The sequence below is a fragment of the Sulfitobacter sp. 1A13496 genome, from assembly GCF_043557225.1.
Lineage (GTDB): Bacteria > Pseudomonadota > Alphaproteobacteria > Rhodobacterales > Rhodobacteraceae > Sulfitobacter > Sulfitobacter faviae.
In genome coordinates, this window is the sequence record NZ_JBIFFP010000004.1 from 239,049 (window position 1) to 261,301 (window position 22,253).

25 protein-coding genes are annotated in these 22,253 nt (G+C 63.5%); 8 read left to right on the plus strand and 17 right to left on the minus strand.

Features of this window, described 5'->3' with window-relative positions:
- Positions 1-4 precede the first annotated feature (4 nt).
- Both paaK and paaI read right to left on the minus strand, forming a co-directional pair.
- On the minus strand, positions 5-1,315 hold the full coding sequence (gene paaK / locus ACGYLX_RS11745; RefSeq protein ID WP_394449626.1) for a phenylacetate--CoA ligase PaaK: 1,311 nt from the start codon (positions 1,313-1,315) through the stop codon (positions 5-7).
- Positions 1,315-1,752, minus strand: a complete 438-nt coding sequence (gene paaI, locus ACGYLX_RS11750) for a hydroxyphenylacetyl-CoA thioesterase PaaI (RefSeq protein WP_067266022.1) — start codon at positions 1,750-1,752, stop codon at positions 1,315-1,317. The genes paaK and paaI overlap by 1 nt, the downstream gene beginning before the upstream one ends.
- Positions 1,753-1,882: 130 nt before the next feature.
- Here paaI and ACGYLX_RS11755 point away from each other — a divergent pair, with 130 nt between their 5' ends.
- Positions 1,883-2,230, plus strand: coding sequence for a DUF2794 domain-containing protein (locus ACGYLX_RS11755; protein WP_394449628.1), 348 nt, complete (start codon positions 1,883-1,885; stop codon positions 2,228-2,230).
- On the opposite strand, the gene ACGYLX_RS11760 is transcribed toward ACGYLX_RS11755, so the two are convergent.
- From ACGYLX_RS11760 to ACGYLX_RS11770, 3 genes are all read right to left on the minus strand, one after another.
- Positions 2,227-3,009 carry an NlpC/P60 family protein gene (locus ACGYLX_RS11760; protein ID WP_394449630.1) on the minus strand — a complete coding sequence of 261 codons (783 nt, stop codon included), beginning with the start codon at positions 3,007-3,009 and terminating at the stop codon, positions 2,227-2,229. The two genes, ACGYLX_RS11755 and ACGYLX_RS11760, sit on opposite strands and share 4 nt — an antisense overlap.
- Positions 3,006-4,388 (minus strand): leucyl aminopeptidase family protein, encoded by a 1,383-nt coding sequence (locus tag ACGYLX_RS11765; protein ID WP_394449632.1) that lies wholly within the window; start codon positions 4,386-4,388, stop codon positions 3,006-3,008. The genes ACGYLX_RS11760 and ACGYLX_RS11765 overlap by 4 nt, the downstream gene beginning before the upstream one ends.
- 63 nt (positions 4,389-4,451) lie before the next feature.
- Entirely contained in the window at positions 4,452-4,829 is a 378-nt protein-coding gene (locus tag ACGYLX_RS11770; RefSeq protein ID WP_394449634.1) for a hypothetical protein, read from the minus strand.
- Positions 4,830-4,984: 155 nt separating this feature from the next.
- Between ACGYLX_RS11770 and ACGYLX_RS11775 the strand changes: the two genes are divergently transcribed.
- Complete coding sequence (locus ACGYLX_RS11775; RefSeq protein ID WP_209218489.1) at positions 4,985-5,635, plus strand: carbonic anhydrase; 651 nt, start codon at positions 4,985-4,987, stop codon at positions 5,633-5,635.
- A gap of 78 nt (positions 5,636-5,713) precedes the next feature.
- On the opposite strand, the gene ACGYLX_RS11780 is transcribed toward ACGYLX_RS11775, so the two are convergent.
- The 3 genes from ACGYLX_RS11780 to ACGYLX_RS11790 form a co-directional block, all read right to left on the minus strand.
- Entirely contained in the window at positions 5,714-6,736 is a 1,023-nt protein-coding gene (locus ACGYLX_RS11780; RefSeq protein ID WP_067266005.1) for an aspartate-semialdehyde dehydrogenase, read from the minus strand.
- Positions 6,737-6,844: 108 nt separating this feature from the next.
- Positions 6,845-7,519, minus strand: coding sequence for a hypothetical protein (locus ACGYLX_RS11785; protein ID WP_082852096.1), 675 nt, complete (start codon positions 7,517-7,519; stop codon positions 6,845-6,847).
- A 1-nt stretch (position 7,520) separates the two neighbouring features.
- Entirely contained in the window at positions 7,521-7,814 is a 294-nt protein-coding gene (locus ACGYLX_RS11790; protein ID WP_067265999.1) for a hypothetical protein, read from the minus strand.
- Positions 7,815-8,031: 217 nt separating this feature from the next.
- On the opposite strand from ACGYLX_RS11790, the gene ACGYLX_RS11795 reads away from it, so the two are divergent.
- The 3 genes from ACGYLX_RS11795 (at position 8,032) to ACGYLX_RS11805 (ending at position 10,556) form a co-directional block, all read left to right on the plus strand.
- The gene (locus ACGYLX_RS11795; RefSeq protein ID WP_394449636.1) at positions 8,032-8,613 is read left to right on the plus strand and encodes a hypothetical protein; all 582 of its coding nucleotides are present in this window, start codon (positions 8,032-8,034) and stop codon (positions 8,611-8,613) included.
- 124 nt (positions 8,614-8,737) lie between these two features.
- Positions 8,738-9,367, plus strand: a complete 630-nt coding sequence (locus ACGYLX_RS11800; RefSeq protein WP_394449637.1) for a ribonuclease HII — start codon at positions 8,738-8,740, stop codon at positions 9,365-9,367.
- Between the two features lie 88 nt (positions 9,368-9,455).
- On the plus strand, positions 9,456-10,556 hold the full coding sequence (locus ACGYLX_RS11805) for a site-specific DNA-methyltransferase (RefSeq protein ID WP_394449639.1): 1,101 nt from the start codon (positions 9,456-9,458) through the stop codon (positions 10,554-10,556).
- A 129-nt stretch (positions 10,557-10,685) separates the two neighbouring features.
- On the opposite strand, the gene ACGYLX_RS11810 is transcribed toward ACGYLX_RS11805, so the two are convergent.
- From ACGYLX_RS11810 to mutY, 3 genes are all read right to left on the minus strand, one after another.
- Positions 10,686-11,111, minus strand: a complete 426-nt coding sequence (locus ACGYLX_RS11810) for a response regulator (protein WP_394409729.1) — start codon at positions 11,109-11,111, stop codon at positions 10,686-10,688.
- A 68-nt stretch (positions 11,112-11,179) separates the two neighbouring features.
- Positions 11,180-12,328 (minus strand): alkane 1-monooxygenase, encoded by a 1,149-nt coding sequence (locus tag ACGYLX_RS11815; protein ID WP_394449640.1) that lies wholly within the window; start codon positions 12,326-12,328, stop codon positions 11,180-11,182.
- 66 nt (positions 12,329-12,394) lie between these two features.
- The gene (gene mutY, locus ACGYLX_RS11820; protein ID WP_394449642.1) at positions 12,395-13,459 is read right to left on the minus strand and encodes an A/G-specific adenine glycosylase; all 1,065 of its coding nucleotides are present in this window, start codon (positions 13,457-13,459) and stop codon (positions 12,395-12,397) included.
- Between the two features lie 82 nt (positions 13,460-13,541).
- On the opposite strand from mutY, the gene ACGYLX_RS11825 reads away from it, so the two are divergent.
- The 3 genes from ACGYLX_RS11825 to ACGYLX_RS11835 are packed head-to-tail and all read left to right on the plus strand — an operon-like array spanning position 13,542 to position 15,891.
- Entirely contained in the window at positions 13,542-14,051 is a 510-nt protein-coding gene (locus ACGYLX_RS11825) for a DUF721 domain-containing protein (protein ID WP_394449644.1), read from the plus strand.
- A 35-nt stretch (positions 14,052-14,086) separates the two neighbouring features.
- Positions 14,087-14,773, plus strand: coding sequence for a DsbA family protein (locus tag ACGYLX_RS11830; RefSeq protein ID WP_394449646.1), 687 nt, complete (start codon positions 14,087-14,089; stop codon positions 14,771-14,773).
- The gene (locus ACGYLX_RS11835; RefSeq protein ID WP_394449648.1) at positions 14,773-15,891 is read left to right on the plus strand and encodes a CaiB/BaiF CoA transferase family protein; all 1,119 of its coding nucleotides are present in this window, start codon (positions 14,773-14,775) and stop codon (positions 15,889-15,891) included. The genes ACGYLX_RS11830 and ACGYLX_RS11835 overlap by 1 nt, the downstream gene beginning before the upstream one ends.
- Here the strand turns inward: ACGYLX_RS11835 and lpxK are convergent.
- From lpxK to ACGYLX_RS11865, 6 genes are all read right to left on the minus strand, one after another.
- Entirely contained in the window at positions 15,888-16,874 is a 987-nt protein-coding gene (lpxK, locus tag ACGYLX_RS11840; RefSeq protein ID WP_394449650.1) for a tetraacyldisaccharide 4'-kinase, read from the minus strand. The two genes, ACGYLX_RS11835 and lpxK, sit on opposite strands and share 4 nt — an antisense overlap.
- Positions 16,861-18,105: a 3-deoxy-D-manno-octulosonic acid transferase gene (locus tag ACGYLX_RS11845; protein WP_394449652.1), complete on the minus strand. Its 1,245-nt coding sequence runs from the start codon at positions 18,103-18,105 to the stop codon at positions 16,861-16,863. The genes lpxK and ACGYLX_RS11845 overlap by 14 nt, the downstream gene beginning before the upstream one ends.
- A 6-nt stretch (positions 18,106-18,111) precedes the next feature.
- Complete coding sequence (locus ACGYLX_RS11850) at positions 18,112-18,354, minus strand: DUF4170 domain-containing protein (protein ID WP_067262181.1); 243 nt, start codon at positions 18,352-18,354, stop codon at positions 18,112-18,114.
- 63 nt (positions 18,355-18,417) lie between these two features.
- Complete coding sequence (locus ACGYLX_RS11855) at positions 18,418-19,194, minus strand: 3'(2'),5'-bisphosphate nucleotidase CysQ (RefSeq protein ID WP_394449802.1); 777 nt, start codon at positions 19,192-19,194, stop codon at positions 18,418-18,420.
- Complete coding sequence (locus tag ACGYLX_RS11860; protein ID WP_394449654.1) at positions 19,187-20,533, minus strand: TldD/PmbA family protein; 1,347 nt, start codon at positions 20,531-20,533, stop codon at positions 19,187-19,189. Before ACGYLX_RS11860 ends, ACGYLX_RS11855 begins: the two co-directional genes overlap by 8 nt.
- 112 nt (positions 20,534-20,645) lie before the next feature.
- On the minus strand, positions 20,646-22,175 hold the full coding sequence (locus ACGYLX_RS11865) for a DUF2125 domain-containing protein (RefSeq protein ID WP_394449656.1): 1,530 nt from the start codon (positions 22,173-22,175) through the stop codon (positions 20,646-20,648).
- Between the last annotated feature and the right edge of the window lie 78 nt (positions 22,176-22,253).

Consider the following 22,253-nt stretch of genomic DNA (forward strand, 5'->3'; position numbering starts at 1 on the left):
GTCCCTAGCCCTTGGGGCGGTTGTCGAGAATACGCACGGCTTTGCCCTCGGACCGGGCAACGCCGCCCACGTCCATGACCTCAACCGTGACCGAAATGCCGACGGTCTGTTTGATCTGTGCCGACAGCGCTTTGATCGCGGCGGCCCGGGCGTCGGTGGTGACGCTGGCGTCAGCGCATTCACACAGCACGCGCATCTGGTCCATCCGATCGGGGCGCGAAAGCTCGATCTGGAAATGCGGGGCCAAGCCGGGCGTGGCCATCAGCGCCTCTTCGATCTGGGTGGGGAAGACATTGACGCCGCGGAGGATAATCATGTCGTCGCTGCGCCCGGTCACCTTTTCCATCCGCCGCATGGAGCGTGCGGTGCCCGCCAGCAGACGGGTCAGATCGCGGGTGCGGTAGCGGATGATCGGGAAAGCCTGTTTCGTGAGCGAGGTGAAGACCAACTCGCCCATTTCGCCATCCTCGACCGGGGCGCCAGTCTCGGGGTTAATGATCTCGGGGTAGAAGTGATCCTCCCAGATGTGCAGCCCGTCCTTGGTCTCCACACATTCCATCGACACACCCGGGCCCATGACTTCGCTCAGGCCGTAGATGTCGACCGCATGCATATCGAAAGCCTGCTCGATCTCCTGCCGCATGGCGTTGGTCCATGGCTCGGCCCCGAAAATGCCGACTTCGAGCGAGGATTGGCGCGGGTCGATGCCTTGTTTGGCAAATTCATCCAAGATCGACAGCGCGTAGGACGGGGTGACCGTGATGCCCTTGGGGGCGAAATCTTCGATCAGGCGCACTTGGCGCGGGGTCATCCCGCCCGAGATCGGCACGGTCGACAGGCCAAGCGCATCGGCGCCGAGGTGGATGCCCAAGCCGCCGGTGAACAGCCCATAGCCATAGGCATTGTGCAGCATGTCGCCCGGGCGCATCCCCGCCGCGCGCAGGGAGCGGGCGACGACTTGGCCCCAGTTCGCCAGATCGTCCTTGGTATAGCCCACCACCGTCGGCTGCCCCGTGGTGCCGGACGAGGCGTGAATACGCGCCACCTGGTCGCGCGGCACGGCGAACATGCCAAAGGGATAATTGTCACGCAGGTCAGTCTTTACCGTGAAGGGAAAGCGCGAAAGATCGGAAAGCTGTTTCAGATCATCGGGATGCACGCCCGCATCGTCGAAGCTTTGCTTGTAGAAAGGGACGTTGTCATAGGCATGGCGCAGGGACCATTTCAGTCGGTCCAATTGCAGGGCGCTGATCTCGTCCCGGCTGGCGATCTCAATCGGGTCGAGCGTATCCTTCGCGGGGGTCAGGTCTTTCATCAGGTCGGCTCCTCCTCGGTAAATAGCTGGCCCTTGATGCTGCGGGAGAGCCCGCGAAACAGGGCCACGACACGGTCATCCTCGCCCGTGACGGTCACGTCATAGATGCCCGACCGACCGCTGCGCGACACTTCGCGTGCGGTGGCAGTCAGCCGCTCCTCCGGCTGGCCGGGGCTGAGATAGGTGATCTGGTTCTGCTGGGCGACAGTGGTCTGGTTGTAGCTGTTGCAGGCAAAGGCAAAGGCGCTGTCGGCCAGCGTAAAGATGAAACCGCCGTGACAAATCCCATGCCCGTTCAGCATGTCGGGGCGCACCGACATCGACAAAACCGCGCCGCCGGGGGTGACCTCGTCGATCCTCATGCCCAATCCGGCCGAGGCGGAATCTCGGGCGAACATCACCTCGGCACATTTGCGGGCGCGGGCGTCTGGGGTCATTCCGTCATGCCTTTGTGTTTCATTTTCAAGATTGGTTGCACAATTCTGTAACGCTTTCAAGAAATTTTGAGGGGTGCTTTCGGCCATGTCAGGGCTTGATTTGGCCCCCGTCAGGGTCAACTGTAAAGCCATGAGCATAGTGCCCCCATCGCCAATCACGGCTTTCGAGCGCCCTGCCGAACAGGTCGCCTTTCACCGCACCGAACTGTCGCTGATCCTATCGCTCTACGGGCGTATGGTCGCGGCGGGGGAGTGGCGTGACTACGGGATTTCGCACCTTAAGGACGTGGCCGTCTTTTCCGTCTTTCGGCGCACGGCTGAGATACCGCTTTACCGGATCGAAAAGCGGCCCAAGCTGCGCAACCGGCAGGGGATGTATGCGGTGGTGGGCACCGGCGGGCAGGTGCTGCGCCGGGGCCATGACCTGAAGGCCGTGCTGCGCGTGTTGGAGCGCAAGCTGATCCGCGCGGTGGACTAAAGGCCGGGGCGGCGATGTGCCGTCACCCGGCCGTCACCGCCCGCTTCGATCCGGGCGATGGCCTCGGCGATGTTTTCATAGCTCACGGCCATGGCGTGGGCATTGGCGTGGATCATCGTCTCGCCATCCACCACCAGCGCCACATGGCCTTTCCAGAACAACAGATCATTGCGCTGATAGGCGCCGCTGACGGGGGCGCCCACGGTCTTCTCTTGCTGGTCGCTGTCACCGGAGCAGGGGATGCCGCACGCCAGCAGCGCCGCTTGGACGAGGCCCGAACAATCGATCCCCCAACGGCTGTTGCCGCCCCAGAGATAGGGCGTGCCAAGGAACAGCGCGGCGATCTGCACCGGGTCGGCCTCTCGGCTCTCAACGGGGGCAAGATGGCCCAGCGGAATGTGCCCGTGTGGGGTTTCGGCAAAATCCTTGGTCTCTGCCGTGACCGTGACGTGCGCGCCGTAGCTAAGGCTCAGCAGGTCCGGCGATTTCAGATCGGCGTCGCGATAGGCATGGGTGGCAGGCACGCAGACGCGGTGGGTGGCCTTGCGCGGGATGCCGAGGGTGCTTTGCAGAACATGCCCGCAATAGCCATCCTTCTCGGCCAGCACATAGGCCCAGCCCGACGCCTCATGCAGCACGGTCACCTGCTCGCCGAACACCAACTGCCGGTCGCGTGGCCCGTCAGGGCGGCGGCAAAGGTCGGCCACCGGCACCGCGACCTGCGCGGCGCGGTTCTGGGTCGCAAGTGCCGGGTCAGGGGTAAGGCGCGGATCGCTCATGGTTTCAGCAAGGCGGGCAGGGCGGCATAGATCGCGCGGGTGCCTTGGCCGGTGCCGCCTTTCGGACGGGCGGGGGCGTCGGCAGGTTGCCAGCCGTAGATGTCGAAATGCGCGTATTTGCTGTCGGTCACAAAGCGGCGCAGGAAGAGCGCGGCGGTGATCGACCCGGCAAAGCCGCCCTTGGGCGCGTTGTCGAGGTCGGCGATGCCGGGCTCGATCAGCGCCTCGTAGGCGTCATGGAAAGGCATCCGCCAGACCGGATCGGCGGACCCGGCAGCGGCGCTTTCCAAAGCCGAGACGAAGGCGGCGTCGTCACTGTAATAGGGCGCAAGGTCCGGCCCCACGGCCACCCGCGCGGCCCCGGTCAGCGTCGCCATTGAGATAATCTGATCGGGCTTGTCCTCATCCGCCAGCGCCAGCGCATCGGCCAGCACCAAACGCCCTTCGGCATCGGTGTTGTTGATCTCAACCGTCAGCCCCTTGCGCGAGGTCAGGATGTCGCCGGGGCGGAAGGCATTGCCCGAGACGGAGTTCTCAACCGCCGGGATCAGCACGCGAAGCTGCACCTCCATGCCGGTGGCCATGATCATATGCGCCAGCCCCAGCACGGCGGCGGCCCCGCCCATGTCCTTTTTCATCAGTCCCATCGAGGCGCCGGGCTTCAGGTTCAGCCCGCCGGTGTCGAAACAGACGCCTTTCCCCACCAGCGTCAGCTTTGGCCCCGCATTGCCCCATGTCATGTCGATCAGCCGCGGCGCGCGGTCGGCGGCGCGGCCCACGGTGTGGATCATCGGCAGGTTGTTTCCCAGCAGGGCATCGCCGGTGGTCACTTCGATCTGCGCGCCATGCCGCTCGGCCAGGTTGCGCGCGGCGGCTTCAAGGTCTGGCGGCCCCATGTCGGAGGCGGGTGTGTTGATCAGGTCGCGGGTCAGCATCTCACCCGTGGCCAGCGCGGTGATCTGCTCGGCGTCGACCCCCTCGGGCGCGACAAGGCGGGCGGTCAGTGGGGGCTGGTCGCGGTAGCGGTCGAAACGATAGCCCGCCAGCAGCCAACCAAGCGCCTCTGTCGCCGCCTGATCCTCGGGCAGGCCGCTTTCGATCCGGTAGTCCCCGGCAGGAAGCTTGGCCGCAGCGGCGGCGAGGTGAAAGCGGCCCCGGCGGCGGGCAGCCTCGGACCCGTAGCCCGCCAGTGCCATCACCGGCGCGCCCTCGGCACCCGGGACGACAAGCGCCTGACCAAGGCCGCCCGCAAAACCGCTGGCCTTCACCCATGCCCGCACCGCGCCGGGCTGATCGGCAAGCCAGCCTTCAAGCGCGGTCTCGCTCAAGACATGAAGCGGCAGGGCATTGGCGGAGGAGGTGGCGAATTCGGCGGACATGACAAACCTTTGCAAATCTGGATTTGCGCGCAGCCTACCTTTTCCATCGCCACCCGCAAGCGATCAGATCGTGATCTCTGGCAGGTCCCATATTGCGGTCAGTGACCGTTCCCCGCTGCGCAGCAGCCGCGAGAGCGTGGCCGCGGTGGCGGTCTCATCCCCTGCGTCGATACAGACCATCACATCCGCCGCCACCCGGGCGACGAGCGCCATGCCGATTTGATCGGCGATGGCGATCAAGCGGTGCACGCTTTTGCGCAGCCCGGCGCGGTCTTGGCCCTCATGGAGCCTTTTGCAATGGGACAGGCGCAGGGCCAATTCCTCCATCGCGCGGCAGAGGACATCTTCGGCCCCCACCTCACCCAGTTGTGTGTAGAGCAGCGCCAGCCGCTCTTGATCGACGCAGACCTGTTCGGTCGGGCGAATTTGCATAAGTTGCATTCCTGTCATCCTTCGATCGCCCCCACGGCCTCAGGGTCAATATGGCGCGTGAAGGTGTGCAAAGGGTTGCGATGATTGTGCCTTTTCTCTCGAATTCGTATGGCATTTGCGCTATCTGCGCTAAAACCGCATTTCGCATTAGGGGACGTTTACACATGGACAAGGCCAAGGCTCTGCCGTCGTATCTGTTGCAACGCTATCAGGGGTGGAAGGCGACCGGCTATGCCGAGAACCAAACATGGTATCGCCGATTGGCCGCCGAGGGGCAGCGCCCGCGTGCGATGGTGATCTCCTGCTGCGACAGCCGCGTGCATGTGACCTCGATCTTCGGGGCGGATCAGGGGGAGTTCTTTATCCACCGCAACATCGCCAACCTTGTCCCGCCCTATGAGCCGGATGGCAAGCAGCACGGCACCTCGGCGGCGGTGGAATATGCCGTCAACGCGCTGAAGGTCGCGCATCTGATCGTGCTGGGCCATTCCAGTTGCGGCGGCGTGGCGGGCTGCATCGAAATGTGCAAAGGCAACGCGCCCGAGCTTGAGAACCAAGACAGTTTCGTGGGCCGCTGGATGGACCTGCTGCGCCCGAAATACGAGACGGTGGAAAAGGTCGAAGACCCGGCAGAGCAGCAGCTTTTGCTGGAGCGTCAGGCGGTGCTAACCTCGCTCGAAAACCTGATGACCTTCCCGTGGATCAAGGAAAAGGTCGAAGACGGCACGCTGAGCCTGCACGGCCTGTGGACCGACATCGGCGAGGGCAGCTTGGAATATTATGACGCCAAGGCGCAGAAATTCGAGCCGGTCTGACGCTTGCGCAGACAGATGGCAGAGACGAAAAAGGGGGCCGCTTGGCCCCCTTTCTTATTCCTAAGCTGGGGCTGAACCTCAGCCCTTTTTCAGCACTTCGCGGCCCAGCAGCTCGGCGATCTGCACGGCGTTCAGGGCGGCACCCTTGCGCAGGTTGTCGCTGACGCACCACAGGTTGATGCCGTTGTCGATGGTGCTGTCCTGACGGATGCGGCTGATGAAGGTAGCGAAATCGCCGACGCATTCCACCGGCGTGACGTAGCCGCCGTCTTCGCGCTTGTCGATTACCATGATGCCTGGCGCTTCGCGCAGGATGTCGCGGGCTTCGGCTTCATCAAGGTGGTCTTCGAATTCGATGTTGATCGATTCCGCATGGCCCACGAAAACCGGCACGCGCACGCAGGTCGCGGTGACCTTGATCGACGGATCGACGATCTTCTTGGTCTCGGCGACCATCTTCCATTCTTCCTTGGTCGAACCGTCTTCGAGGAAGACGTCAATATGCGGAATCACGTTAAAGGCGATCTGCTTGGGGTAGACCTTGGCCTCGTAATTGTCGGTCGGGTTGTAGACCGATTTGGTCTGGTCCCAAAGCTCGTCGATGGCCTCTTTGCCCGAGCCGGAAACCGATTGGTAGGTGCTGACCACGACGCGCTTGATCTTGGCGCGGTCATGCAGCGGCTTCAGCGCCACGACCATCTGCGCGGTGGAGCAGTTGGGGTTGGCGATGATGTTCTTTTTGGAATAACCGTGCACATCTTCGGGGTTCACCTCCGGCACGATCAGCGGCACTTCGTTGTCGTAGCGGTAGAGCGACGAGTTATCGATCACCACGCAGCCCGCTTTGGCAGCGGCGGGGGCGTATTTCTTGGTCGCCTCGGAGCCCACGGCGAAAAGCGCCATGTCCCAGCCAGTGAAATCGAAAGTGTCGAGGTCTTTGGTCTTGAGGGTCTTGTCCCCGAAGGTGATCTCGGTCCCGAGCGAACGGCGGCTGGCAAGGGCCACGATCTCGTCCACGGGGAACTGACGCTCCGCAAGGATGTTCAACATTTCACGGCCCACATTGCCTGTGGCACCGACGACGGCGACGCGATAACCCATCTGATTACTCCAGTCTGTCCAATTTAATTTGACGCCATTTAACGTGCCTGCGGGGCATTGGCTAGGGCCAGCCGCGTGAGGGCGGGGCAGGGCGGTGCTTTGCCGGGGTCAGAGAACCTTGATCACGTCCTTGTTGATCGCCAGCATATAGCCGCGCCGGGCGATGTTCTTGACCAGCAGTTCCGACACCAGTTGGTTGCCAAGCGTGTCGCGCAGGCGTTTGATCCGCGTGGCGCCCGCGGCCTCATCACAGTCGGCGGGGCTGCGGCCCGAGATCATGCCTTCAATCTCAGAACCCGAGAGCACGTCGTCATCCATCCGCGCCTCGGCAAGGACCGACATCGTCTCCATCGCAGCAGCCGTCAGTTTGAAGCCGAGGTTGTTGAGATAGACGGTATTCTCTTCCCGGCTGATCAGCAGAGAGTTCACCTGAATGCCCGTCCGCTCAATCTGGGCCATGCGACGGTTGAAGCCGATCAGCATGAACAAAAACACCATCGCCGCGACCAGCATGGCGCTGGCAAAGACCAAGAGCACCACGATCACGATACGGTAGCTGGCCAAGGTCTCGGAAAAGGCGGTGCCGGACTGGGCGAGGATTTCCAGCAGCTTGATCTCGGCCTGGGTGGTCAGATCGTCGTTTTCGATAAAGATCCGCTCGACCCGGGCGTTAAAGACGTTCGCATCCGGCAGCGCCCAGAGCAGCACAAGCGCCCCGACCAAAAGCACGGCGACCACGGCGGCGATGCCACCGATCACGAAACGCCCGCCAAATCTGCGCATGTCAGAAGCGGAGGTAGAATGTTCCTGCACTGTCTTTCCTTTGATCCAAGCCTTCGTCCCCGAAAACAGACAGCACATTCAACAATGTCCAGCCCTCCGCTGCAAGACGCGGCGTGAGTTCGGTTTCGGCGGAGGCTGGCTCACAGGCCCCGGAGATCTGCGCCACCCCATAGTGAAGGCGCAGCGGATTGTCTTGCTTGGCCTTGTAATCGGCAAAGCATCCGGCTGTTGCCGCGGCGGGCAGGGCCAGAATGACCGCTAGTGCGGTCAGTAAGGAGAGACATGGGTTCTTCATATGTTTTTAATGCGCTTTCGCCCGCTGATATTCAATAACCAAGGCGTTTTGAGCGTCTTGTTATTGGATAACGACCCCCTGTTATTGCCTGTCTTTGGCCCTCATCCCAATTTGGTGGCACCAACAGACACACGAACCGATACGCGGCCCCCGAGTTATGGCCGCAGAGGATCAAGGGCGCAGCGAAACGCGCCGATAACGAGAAGGGACCAGACCCATGTACCGCAAGTTCATTGCTACCATCGCCGCCCTGTCGGTTGCCATCACTGCCTTTGGCGCCCGCCCGGCTGCTGCCGATGAAAAAGAGGTGCTGCGCACGCTTGCCGCGATTGCGGGTGTCGCGATCGTGGGCAAGATGATCTACGACAACAAGAAAGAGCGCGAGGAGCGTGAGACGGTCACCCGCCGCCGTGCCGCGCCGGTCTATGAGGCGCCCCGGTATTACCCGACGGTTTCCAAGCGGCCCCATCCGCGCCCCTATGTTGACCCGCGCCCCACGCCGCGCCGCGGCGACTGGACCCGCCCTGAGCGCGACCGTGCCACTTACCCTGAGCGCGAGGTGCGCCCCCTGCCTGAGCGCGTGGACCGCAAGCTGCTGCCGCAGCAGTGCTTCCGCAGCTATGAGGGCGATGAGGGCAAGGTCATGATGTTTGGCGAGCCCTGCCTTGAGAAGAATTACTCCTATGCCGATCGCCTGCCCCGCTACTGCGCCAAACGCGTCAGTACCGCCGAGGGCGCGCGCTACGGCTATGACGCCCGCTGTCTGCGCGACTCGGGTTACAGCTTGGCGCGTCGGTAACTCCGGCGTGCCTTGACCGAGCGGCACGTCCCTGTCGCTCGGGTTTTGAAAGGGGGGGTGTTCGGGCGCCTCCCCTTTCTCTTTTTTGTTGCACCTTAGGGGCGCATGCGGTTTCACCAGCCCCATGATACCTGACTATGAACTTGAACGCGGGGCGGCTGCCCGCGGCTTTCGCACCATCGCCGGTGTGGACGAAGTGGGCCGTGGCCCCTTGGCTGGGCCGGTCACCGCCGCTGCCGTGGTCTTTGCCGAAGGGCAGATCCCTCAGGGGCTGAAAGATTCCAAGAAACTGACCGCCCGCGCCCGTGAAAAGCTTTATGAAGAGATCATGTCGGTCGCCGTGGTCTGCGTGGCGCATGCCACGGTCGAAGAGATCGAGGAACACAACATCTTGCGTGCCAGCCATCTGGCCATGACCCGCGCCTTGGCCGGATTGGCCTGCAAAGCGGATTATGCGCTGATCGACGGCAATATGCTTCCGCGTGATTTGGCGCTGCCCGCGCAACCTGTGGTGAAGGGCGATGCGCGCTGTCTGTCGATCTCAGCGGCTTCTATTGTTGCGAAAACCGTGCGCGATAACCTTATGGTGGATTTGGCGCAACAGCATCCGGGTTACGGCTGGGAAACCAATATGGGCTATGGCTCGAAAAGCCACATCGCCGCCCTGCAGGATCTTGGTGTCACCCCACACCATAGACGTTTGTTCAAACCGGTACACAATATCTTGTATCAAGCCAATTTGTTAACCGATTGATTCAAAAAAGAAATTGACCGCGATTCTCTGATGGCTCATTTTATCCACAACCAATGAGCGCTTAAGCGCCGGGTAATGAGGCAGAGATATGAAAACGATGACAAAGGGCGCCGCGGCGCTTCCCTTGAACACTATTGTTGCGGGCGATTGCATTGAGGCAATGAACGCCCTCCCAGCAGAATCGGTGGATCTGATCTTCGCGGATCCGCCCTACAACTTGCAGTTGCGAGGTGATTTGCATCGCCCCGACAACTCCAAGGTCGATGCAGTTGATGACGAATGGGACCAATTCGCCAGCTTCAAAGCCTATGACGAATTCACCCGCGCATGGCTCAAAGCCGCGCGGCGTCTGCTCAAGCCCGATGGCGCAATCTGGGTGATCGGCAGCTACCACAACATCTTCCGCGTCGGTGCCGCGCTTCAGGATCAAGGCTTCTGGATCCTTAACGACGTGGTCTGGCGCAAGTCCAACCCAATGCCGAACTTCCGTGGCAAGCGTTTCACCAATGCCCATGAGACGATGATCTGGGCCGGGAAGAGCGAGAACAGCAAATACACCTTTAACTATGAGGCGCTGAAGGCGCTGAACGAAGGCATCCAGATGCGCAGCGATTGGGTGCTGCCGATCTGCACCGGCCATGAGCGGCTGAAGGATGAGGCGGGCGACAAAGCGCATCCGACGCAAAAGCCAGAAAGCCTGCTGCACCGCATCCTTGTCGGCTCGACCAACCCCGGCGACGTGATCCTCGACCCGTTCTTCGGCACCGGCACCACCGGCGCTGTGGCCAAGATGCTGGGCCGCGATTTCATCGGGATCGAGCGCGAGGAAGCCTATCGCAAGGTGGCCGAAAAGCGGATCTCGATGGTGCGCAAATTCGACAACGAAGCGCTGCAAACCACCACCTCCAAACGCGCCGAGCCGCGTGTGCCTTTCGGCCAATTGGTCGAGCGTGGCATGCTGCGCCCGGGCGAGAACCTCTATTCCATGAATGGCCGCCACAAGGCCAAGGTCCGTGCCGATGGCACCCTCATCGGCAGCGATGTCAAAGGGTCGATCCATCAGGTGGGCGCGGCCTATGAGAAAGCACCCAGCTGCAACGGTTGGACCTATTGGTGCTACAAGAAAGACGGCAAGAATGTCCCCATCGACATTCTGCGTCAGCAGATCAGAGCCGAGATGGCGAACTGATCCACCCCGAATAATCGAACACCGCCGGCACCCGTGGCCCCTCTGCGTGAGGGGCATGCACACGGGTGCCTACCTTGACCCCGCCCGATGGCGGGGTTTTTTTGGTTCTGATTTTCGTGTGAGGCTGGCCTAATGCATCTGCCGGTTGCGGCCCTGAAGCGCGCGCAGCGCAGCGGCAAGGTAGCTGGCATCGAAATCGCATTTATTCACCACATAAAGCACCCCGGCAGAGGCGGCTTTCTCCCACATGACCGGAGAGGGCCAATCGCTGAGCATGATGACGGGGGTTTGGGCGTGGCGATGATCACAGGCCAGTTCCAGCGCGAAATTCGCGCCCAGCCCATCGGGCAAGTTGTTGTCGAGCAGGATCAGCGCCTTGTCCCCGGCGCTGAGCGCCCGGCGTGCCGCTTCGATGCTGGGGGCGAATTCGACCCGCATCCCGCCATAGGCGCGGGCCAGAACGCGGCGCAGTCTTTCTCGGTCAAACTCACTGTCTTCGACGATCAGACAGGTGCCATCATAGGCCGCCCGCGCGGGCGTTTGTTGGTGTTGCATCAATACCACTCCACTGGTAACAATCGCAGCTTTTCTGGCAGGCAAAGTTTAACTTTGCGTTGCCGTGATCAGAGACGGGGCAGGGGATTGCTCGCCTTGTTGTAGGCTTTCCAATCGGTAATCTCGGGGTAATACATCTCGCGCCATTTGCGCACCCGCGGGTTCATGACGCGCCGCCACAGCGGCGGCACCATGGCGGCCATGGTCATCACCGGATAGCCATAGGGAAGCTGCGGCGCATCGCCCGTGCCGTAGGTCTGCAAGACCGGAAAACGCCGGTCGGGTTTGTAGTGGTGATCGGAATGGCGTTGCAGGTTGATCAGCAGCCAGTTGCTGGCCTTATGCGCCGCGTTCCACGAATGGCGTGGCTGGACATGTTCATATTTCCCGCCGCCCAGATGTTTGCGCGTCAGCCCGTAGTGTTCGATGTAATTGACCAGTTCCAATTGCCAGATCGCCACCCCGGCTTGGACAAGGAACAGGCCCAGCCCGCTCCAACCGCCCAAGATCAGCGCCAGCAGCAAAAAGGTGGCTTGCAGCGCCCAGTATTTGAAAAAGGGATTGCCCGGATCGGTCCAAGGCAGCCCCTTGCGGGCCAGCATGTTCTTTTCCGCTTGAAAGGCCGAGGTCAGCGACTCGCGCAGTACGCGGGGGTAGAAGCGATGAAACCCTTCGTTGTAGCGCGCCGTCACCGTGTCGCGCGGGGTGCCGACATGGCGGTGGTGCACCAATAGATGCTCAGACCGGAAATGCGAATAAAGCACCATGGCCAGCAGGATATCCGCCAGCCGCCGTTCGGTCTTGTTCCGCTGGTGCATCAGCTCATGGCTGTAGTTGATCCCGATGGTGCCGGTGATGACGCCCACGCCGAAGAACAGAAAGATCCGCTCTGCCGTGTCCAGATGCCCGGCGCGTGTGGCGTAGTAGATCAGGCCAAAGACGGTGAGGAATTGCAGCGGGGTCCAGAGCAGGGTGACAAGGCGGTACCAATAAAGGTCATCCTCCGTCGCCTCCAGATCGGCATTGTCGAGGTTCAGCCCCAGCACCGCGTCGAGCATCGAAAACAGATACCATGTCACCAGCGGCAGCAGCGCGATGGTCCAGCCGCCCTGCGCCGCACAGAGCCACGCCAGCGGGATCAGCAGCAGGGACATCCAGAAAGGCAGGGCGCGCGACAGACGGGCGAGGTCTTGGGCGGCGATGATGCGGTTGGCCATGGGGCACCTCATAGTTGCGCGCCAGATATACCGCAGTTTGCCCGATGCACAAAGCCTGACGCGGCGCTAGCGCGCGAGGTCGAAGGCTTTGCGCATGACGGTGGGCAGATCGCTGGGGCGGAACTGGTTCTGGCCGATGAATTCACCGCTTTCGGGACGGCTGTCATGGCCGACCCGCGCGTGCTGCACCGTCAACATCAGATGGAAATGGGTGAAGGTGTGGCGCACCTCGCCGGGCAGGGCGCGCCAATCGGCGGCCAAGGGCGGTGTGCCTTCCAGGCGCGGCTCGGACGTGTCGACCCAGTCGGAGCCGGGCCAGCCGAGCATGCCGCCAAGCAGCCCCTTCTCGGGCCGCGTCTCTAGTAGCCATGCGCCATCCTCGCGCTCTGCCAGATAGACCGTGCCGTGACGGATGGGTTTCGGTTTCTTCGGCGTCTTCTTGGGCAAGAGCGCTGCCGTGCCTTCCGCCCGCGCGGCGCAGGGATCGCGCCAAGGGCAGATGCCGCAGGCGGGGGATTTCGGGGTGCAGATCGTGGCGCCCAGATCCATCACCGCTTGGGCATAGTCGCCGGGCCGGGCCGCCGGGGTCAGGGCGGCGGCGCGGGCCATCAGCTCGGGCTTGGCGGCGGGCAGGGGCGTGTGGATGTCATAGACCCGCGCCATCACCCGCTCCACATTGCCGTCGAGCACCGCATGGGGCAGATCGAAGGCGATGGAGGCAATCGCCGCCGCCGTATAGGGCCCGATCCCCGGCAGTTTCAGCAGCGCGTCGTGATCCGCGGGGAAATTGCCGCCATGCTCATCCACCACCACCCGCGCGCATTTCAGCAGGTTGCGGGCGCGCGCGTAATAGCCAAGCCCGGCCCATTCGGCCATCACATCGGCATCCTCGGCAGCGGCGAGGGCGGCGACATCCGGCCAGCGGGTGGTGAACCGCGCGAAGTAATCCTTTACCGTGGCCACGGTGGTCTGCTGCAACATGACCTCGCTCAGCCAGATGCGGTAGGGGTCGGGCATGACCCCGGCGATCCGGTCCTGCGGCGGCACCCGCCATGGCAGGGCACGGGCATGGGTGTCGTACCACTCTAGCAGGATCGGCGGCAGCTCGCTGACGCGGGTTTTCTCACGCAATGTTTAGGCCTTTCGACGGGGCAGGGGCTGGTGACGCTGGGGCAAATGGTTATGTATGTCAGCACATTCGGGAAACAAAGCCATGCCGCCACGTCGTACGACTACAAAAGGGTTCAAACGCACCAACAGCCTGCTGTCGCAACAGATCCGCAAGGCGAGCGAGACGCGCGGCTTTGCGCAATCGCGTCTGCTGACCCATTGGGCCGAGATCGCGGGCGAGGCAACCGCCGCCATCTCGCGCCCGGTCGAGGTGAGCTATGGCCGCAGGGAAGGCATCGGCGCCACCCTGACCCTGCTGACCACCGGGGCCAATGCGCCCATGCTGGAAATGCAGAAAGAGCAACTGCGCGCGCGGGTAAACGCGGTCTACGGCTATAACGCCATCGCGCGGGTGCGGATCACCCAGACAGCGGCAACCGGATTTGCCGAAGGGCGCGTCGCTTTCGATCACAAGCCCAAGGGCGAGAAGCCCCGCCCCAACCCCGCGTTGCAACAAAAAGCAGCCGAGGCCGCCAAGCCGGTGGCCGATGAGGGGCTGCGCGAGGCCCTTGCACGTCTGGGCGAGAACATATTGAACAAGAACCAAAGCTGACGATCTGATAGCTGGTCAAACGGAAGGAACATCCTATGAATCGCAGAAACGTAATCCTTGGCGGTCTTGCCTCCCTCGGCGTCGGCGGCTGGTTCGCCGCCAGCAGCTTTGGCTCGGCCCCCCTGGGCAGCACTGCGCTGACCCCCTTCGTCGGCGCTGCGAACGCGCAAACGACCGAGGGCGAAGTCGACACCTCCGGCATCACAGAGATGGTCTTGGGTGATGAGAACGCGCCGGTGACGGTTGTCGAATACGCCTCTTTCACCTGCCCGCATTGCGCGACCTTCCACAACGAGACCTTCAAAAAGCTGAAGGCCGATTACATCGACAGCGGCAAGGTCAAGTTCATCTACCGCGAAGTCTATTTCGACCGCTACGGTCTCTGGGCCTCCATGGTGGCGCGCTGCGGCGGTCAGGAAAAGTTCTTTGGCATCGCTGACTTGATCTACAAATCGCAAAGCGAATGGACCCGCGCGGGCGAGCCTGCCGCCATCGTCGATGAGCTGCGCAAGATTGGCCGTCTGGCCGGGCTCGATAACAAGACGCTGGATGAATGTCTGAAAGACGGCGAAAAGGCCGAGGCGCTGGTGGCATGGTACACCGCAAACGCCAAAGAGGATGACATCTCAAGCACGCCGAGCTTTGTCATCGACGGCAAGAAACATTCGAACATGTCCTATGCCGACATGAAGGAAATCCTCGACGAAGCGCTGGCTGGCTAATGACCGCACCGCTTGCAGGACTGAAAGTCGTCGAATTGGCGCGTGTTCTGGCTGGCCCTTGGGCCGGTCAGACACTGTCGGACCTCGGATGCGAGGTGATCAAAGTGGAAAGCCCGGCGGGGGATGACACCCGCCAATGGGGGCCACCCTTCGTCACCCGGGACGAGGATGTCACCGCTTCCTATTTCCACTCGACCAACCGGGGCAAAGCCTCGGTCACCGTGGATTTTCGCACTGAGGAAGGTCAGGCGCAGGTCAAAGAGCTTTTGGCCGATGCGGATATCCTGATCGAAAATTTCAAGACCGGGGGATTGGCGAAATACGGGTTGGACTATGCCAGCCTGTCTGCGCAGTTCCCGAAACTGATCTATTGTTCGATCACGGGGTTCGGCCATACCGGGCCTTATGCCCATCGCGCGGGTTATGATTTCATCATCCAAGGCATGTCCGGCCTGATGTCGATCACCGGAGAGCCGGACGGCCAGCCGCAGAAATCCGGCATGGCGATCACCGATATCTTTACCGGGGTCTATGCCAGCACCGCGATTCTGGCCGCCGTTCACCAGCGCCACCAAACCGGCGTGGGCCAGCATATCGACATGGCCCTGCTTGATTGCGCCGTGGCGATCACCGGCAATCAGGCGATGAATTATCTGACCACCGGCAAGGCGCCGACGCGGATGGGCAATGCCCATCCCAACCTGACGCCCTATGAGGTGTTTGAGTGTTACGATGGTCATCTCATCATCGCCACGGGCAATGACGGGCAGTACCAACGCCTGTGTCAGTTGCTGGGGCTGGATGACATGGCCACCGCGCCGGAGTACCTCAAGAACGCCGACCGGGTCGCCAACCGGCCCGAGATGATCCGCCGCCTGACCGGGGCGACCCGTCTGCGCAGCCGTGACGACCTTTTGGCCGCTTGCGAAGCACATGGCGTGCCTGCCGGGCCGATCAATGACATGGCCGATGTCATGGCCGATCCGCAGGTCGTGGCGCGGGGCATGCAGATCGAACTCGACGGGGTGCCGGGGCTGCGGTCACCCTTCACCTTTTCGGGGGCCGAGCTTTCGCTGCACCGGCCCGCGCCGAAACTGGGCGAGGACAACAAGGCCTAGGGCGGTGGCAGCCTGCCCAGCGCTGTGTGCAGCGCGTTGCCTTCGGGCAGGGACAGGCGCACCGGCAGGGTCAGCACTTTGGCGCGGAACTCCATCGGCAGGCGTACCGCGTCTTTCTCGGTAGTGACGAGCTGCGCCCCGCGCATCGCGGCCTCGGTCTCTAGCCGCAGCATCAGTCGTGGCGTCAGTGGCTGGTGATCCTCCAACGACTCGGCATGAAGGATCGTCGCCCCCAGCCCGCGCAGCGTGGCGAAAAACTTCTCAGGATGGCCGATGCCTGCAAAGGCGAGCACTTGGGAATCCGACCAATCCATTCCGGTTTGCAGCGGGGCGAGTTCGGCGCGCGCATGGGGCAGGTCTGTCTTGGGCAGTCGTTTCGCAAAGCGCGCTTGGGCCGCCTCATCCCCGATAGAGAGCAAGAGATCGGCCCGCGCCAGCCCCGCCGCGACAGGCTCACGCAACGGCCCGGCGGGCAGGCAGAGGCCGTTGCCGAACCCTTTGACCGCATCTACCACGACGATGCTCAGATCCTGCACCAGCGCGGGGTTCTGAAAACCGTCATCCAGCACCACCACCGTGGCCCCCGCAGCTTCGGCGGCCTGCGCACCCGTTGCGCGATCCCGGGCGACCCAGACATCCGCAAAGGCGGCGAGCAGCAGTGGCTCGTCCCCGACCTCCTCGGCGCTGTGCTGCAGGGGGTCGACCCGCACTGGCCCCTCTAGCGTGCCGCCATAGCCGCGTGAGACGACATGCGGGCGATGGCCGCACTCCAGCAAATATTGCAGCACCGCCATCACCGTGGGCGTTTTGCCGGTGCCGCCCGCGTTGATATTGCCGACGCAGATCACCGGCACCCCCAACCGCAGCGGCGTGCCGCCCGCCAGCCGCCGCGCGGTGGCCGTGGCATAGAGCGCGCCCAGCGGTTGCAACAGCCGTGCGCGCCAGTCGGGGCGGGGCAGATGCCAGAAATCAGGCGCGCGCATCGGATGCTCCCATTTCTTCGTCGAGCCGGTCTTGCACCATCTCAATCACCCTATCGGCCAGTTCGGCCCCTTCGCTGATCACGTCCCAGCCCGCATGGGCCATGGTGGCGGCCTGATCCGGGGCGATCAAGCGCGACACTGCATTGCCGAGCGCGCCTGCGTCATTCACGATCCGCGCCGCCCCCGCCGTGGCGAGCCGCCCATAGGAGGGCAGGAAATTGCGCACCTTGGGGCCGTAGAGGACCGCTGAGCCAAGCGCCGCAGCCTCGAACGGATCGCAGCCGCCGTGGCCCGAGACCAGCGAAGACCCGAGGAAAGACACCGGCGCCACCCGAAAGAACAGCCCCCGGTCGCCCGGATCGTCTGCCACCATGACCTGCGTCGTCTCATCGGGGTAGGGGTCATCGCCCCACCGCATCGTGGTGAACCCCCGCGCGCGGGCGCGCTCATAGGCGATATCGGCGGTCGGGTAATCATGGGTGTGCAGGATAAGCAGCAACCGATGCGAGAGGCGCAGCGCTTGGCGATGGGCGGTGAGCACGACAGGTATCTCTTCGGTCAAAACCTGCGTCGCATACCAGACCGGACGCCCGACAAGGCAGGCCGACATATCCGCCAAATCCGATTCCGCGCAGCGCAGCGCCTGACCGCCTGCCAACAGCGGCGAGGTCACCTGCCCCTTGTTGCGCGGCAGGCCCAGTTGCACGAGACGGCGCAGCACGGCGGGGGAACGGGTCAACACCTGTTCGAAGGCCGCCAGCAACTGCCGCGTCACATCGGGCAGCCAACGGTCCCGGCGGCCATCGAAACCGGCGCTGTCGGCGTCGATCATCATCATGGGGCAGCCGCGCCCTGCGGTCTCCAACACGAGGTTGGGCCTCAGCCCGCCCCATGTCCACAGGCAGAAATCGGGGCGCCAATGGTCAAGGAACCGGGCCACATTGTCGGGATGCTCGCTCGGGGCGGGGAGGATGAACAGGTCGCGCGTCTCGGGCGTGGGCAGCTCTTGGGCCGCCGCGCTTTCCGAGAGGGTGACAAGCACCGCGGCCCGGTCGCGCATCGCCATGAACCGTTTGGCAAGGTCGAGCACGGCCAACACGTTGCCCGCTTCGGCGGCATGCATCCAGACCAGTTCCCCCTCGGGGCGGGGGGCGTAGGGCGGCGCGTCTTCGGCCCCGCCCCGGCGCACGAGGGCGCGATAGGCTGCAAGCCCCAGCGACCGCGCCGCCATGGTGGTTTATTCCAGCTCTTCGGTGGGCGAGGCCGATGTCTCTTCGTCGCGCAGGCGGTGCAGATGGGCGATGTAATAGCGCATATGCGCGTTATCGACGGTGCGATGCGCTTCGGATTTCCATGCGTCATAGGCGCTGGCGTAATTGGGGAAGATCCCGACGATGTGGATGTCGTCGACATTCTTGAACGCGTTCTTGGTCGGATCGACAAGTTCGCCACCGAAAACAAGGTGCAGGCGTTGGGTCATGGAGCTGTCCTTTGATCTGTCAAAGCTGCGGTGCTGCGCATAGTGCCTAGCAGATGGGGCCGGTCACGCAAGGGCGTCGATCAGCGCGCGCTGCACCGGGGGGCCACCCGCCACGATGCCATCGACACGCGGGTCGCGGTTGTTGAACCTCAGCGGCGCGCCCGTGGCGGTGGTGCAACTGCCGCCCGCTTCGGCCACGATCAACGTGCCGGCGGCGATGTCCCATTCCCATGTGCGGCGCAGGCTGATCATCGCGTCGAAAGAAGAATCGGCCACCAGCGCCATACGGTAGGCGAGCGAAGGACGGTAGCTGCGTTTGAACACCGGTGCCGCGCCGCCGTGCCAGCGTTCGGCCACCAGCGCGGGCCGCGCGGCAAGCACGGTCGCCTCGGCCAGCCTGCCTACCTCGGAGGTGCGGATCGGCGCGCCGTTCAACGTGGCCCCACCGCCCCGGTGCGCGGCATAGAGCATGTCGCGCATCGGCAGATAGACCACCGCCGCCGTCACCGCGCCGCCCTCGGCCACCGCCAGCGAATGCGCCCATGTGTCAGACCCTTCGACGAAACTGCGGGTGCCGTCGATCGGGTCGATGATAAAGACCCGCTCATGCCCCAGCCGGTCGGTATTGTCCTCCGTCTCCTCAGACAGCCAACCATAGTCGGGCCGCGCGCCGCGCAACTCCGACAGCAGCAGATCGTTCACCGCCAGATCGGCCTCGGTCACCGGGCCTGCGTTATCGGGCTTGTCCCAACGTTTTGCCGTGGCCCCGACAAAACCGCGCGCCACGGCACCTGCCTTGCGGGCGGCGTCGATCAGGAGGGTGAGATCGTCCTCAGGCACCGGCAAGGGTCATTCCCGGCACCAGCAGCGAGGGCACAACGCGGCTAAGATGCGTCCGCGCGTCATTGGCGGGGATCATCGCCCGCAGCATGTCGCGCAGATTGCCCGCGATGGTGCATTCGTTGATTGCATGGGTGATCTCACCATTCTCAACCCAGAGGCCAGAGGCGCCGCGCGAATAGTCGCCCGTGTTGGGGTTGATCGTGCTGCCGATCATTGAGGTCACCAATAGCCCCGTGCCCATCTCGGCAATCAGATCGTCGCGGCTGGCCTCGCCTTGGGTCAGCGCGATGTTCCAGTTCGAGGGCTGCGGGCCAGAGCCGGGGCCGCGCGCGGCGTTGCCGGTGGGGCTGAGTTCCAGCTTGCGGGCGGTGGCGAGGTCGAGCGTCCAATCTTGTAAGATGCCCTTTTCGACGATGGCCCGCCGCTGGGTCGGCAGCCCTTCGGCGTCGAAGGGGCGCGAGCCGGTGGCGCGGATGCGGGTCGGGTCTTCGATCAGGGACAGGGCTTCGGGCAGCACCTGTTCGCCCTTGGCATCGCGCAGGAAGGACGCGCCGCGCGCAATCGCCTGACCGTTGATCGCCCCCAAGAGGTGCCCGATCAGCGAGGCGGCGATGCGTTCGTCGAACAGCACCGGGTAGCTGCCGGTGGGGGGCTTGCGGGCGTCGAGCCGCGCCAGCGCGCGTTCGCCGGCGCGTGTGCCGATCTCTCGCGCGTCGCGCAGATCGGCCTGAAAGATGCGGCTGTCGCCGTCGTAGTCCCGCTCCATCCCGGTGCCGCTGCCTGCGATGGCGACACAGGACAGCCCGCGTTCGCTGCGGGCATAGCCGCCCTCGAACCCGTTTGTCGCGGCGAGGTAAATCTCTTGCGCGCCATAGCCCGCGCCCGCCGATTGCACTTGGCTGACCCCTCTGACGGCCAGCGCGGCGGCTTCGGCGCGGGCGGCGTCCTCTTGCAGGGCTTCGGGGGAGGGTTCGGGCGCGGGGTCGCAAAGCTCCAGCCCTTCGGCATCGCGGCGGGGTGAGAGTTGATCGGGATCGGCCAGCCCGGAATAGGGGTCTTCGGGCGCTTCTCGGGCCATGGCGACGGCGCGTTCGGCCATCTCTTCGATCGTGCGCGATGAGGTGTCGGAGGCCGAGACATTGGCCGAGCGTTGGCCGACGAAGACCCGCAGCCCGATGTCCGTTCCTTCGGAGCGTTCGGCCTGTTCCAGCGCCCCGCCGCGCACTTCGATCGAGACAGAGCTTGCCGTGATCGCCATGGCATCGGCCGCATCCGCCCCGGCTTTGGTCGCCGCGTGAAGGAGGGACTTGGTCAATGCATCAAGGGCGTCTGGCATGGTCTGGCTCCTTTTGGGGTTGGAAAAGGGGTAATCCCCCGCCCCGCGGGGGGCAAGGGCTGGGCTCTATTTTCCCAGATAGGGCAGGCGCGGCGCAGGGCCGCGCCGCCGGTTATTTGATCTGCTGACCGTTGGCGAGGATGCCGCCCTCTTCGGTGAATTCGATTCTGGAGGTCAGGGAGTCTTCGCCCTCGCCCGGTACGGTGAAGAGGCCCATCATCATCCGCGCGCCCATCGCCTGCTCCTGCGGCACGAGGCCCATCGCCACCAATTTGTCGAGCAGAGCCACGCCGCCGATCAGCGACAGGTCCAGCGCGCCCACGGGTTTCGGCATGCCGGGCACGGTTTGCATATCGTCATTGTCAAAGGTGATCGCGCCCGAGGCGTCGAACTCGGCCCCGGCCACGTCCAGCGACACTTCGTTCACGTTCAGCGCGTGAATCTCGCCCGGGGCCTCATCGCCCATGGTGGCGGTGACTTCGGGGTCCATCAATTCGAACAGCAGTTTGGCCTTGCCCGACAGGTCCACGACCAAGGTCGCCGGGTCGCGGGGCAATTGGCCGGTGGGATCGAAGATGCCCCAGATCATGTCCGACATCTCAAAACGGTCGAGCGTAACGCCAAAGGCGAAATCCTGCGGCTCTTCGGACTTCAATACCGGCATTTTGAGGTTAAAGGCGCTTTCTGCCATGCTGAACTGGATCGGGAAGGGCATGTCGGCGGCGGTCACGCTGACTTCGATGTCCTGCTGGCCGCCGTCATAAGAAAGCCCCTCAGGCCCCATGGCCACGCCGAGTTTTGCCCCGGTCGAGCTTGAGATCAGTTGAAACTCCCCATTTTCGGGGTCGGAAACCTGCATGTCGGTGCGGCCCGCGCCAGCGGTAAAGCTGCCGTCGAAGGCAAGGCCTTCGCGCATCATCGCGGCCACGTCGGCGCCTGCGTCGATCATCGGCAAGGTGCCGCTGCCGTCAAAGACCACCTGATCGACCCCGCCTGTGACGGCGACACGGGCCGGGTCTTCGGGGGTTTTCATCACCACGTCATATTGCAGGCTGTCGATGCGGCCCGATTGGTCATAGCGGCGCGTCTCGGTCCCGGTCATCTCGGTCCGGCTGCTGACGCCGGTGCCGATCAGAGTGAACTTGGCTTCTTCCTCGGTATAGCTTTGCTCGCCCACTTTGAGCCCGGCCAGCGTGAGCGAAATGCTGTCGGCGGCATAGTCGTATTGCAGTGCCTCGGCGCTGCCGCTGGCGCGCATCACCGGCGCGGTCTGGGCGTAGTTCAACACCATCGACACCGGTTCATCCTCGGGCGTTTCGGGCGCGACGTTGATCGTCATCGGCATGACGGCGGGCATGCGGATATTGACCGCCCCGTCACCTTCGGGCTCAAAGCTCAGCGTGCCGAGCGACATGGAGAAATCGCCACCCTCTTCGGCCATGTCCATCTTCAGGGTCACATCGCTGACGGTCAGGTCATCGCCGTCGAAGGCTTCGCTTGCCTCGACCTCATAGCCCATGCTCTCCATATACTGGCGCCAATCGCCCCAGACGTCGGAAGGGGTCAGATCGGCCCAGAGGGGCGTCGAAGCCAGCGTGACCGGCAGGGCGAGGAACAGCGACGCGGTGGAAATGCGAGACATCGGAAAATCCTTTTCGGCAATGAGTTACGCATAGGGTCTGCCAATCCCCGCGCAGGGTCAAGCGATGCGAGGCTGGAC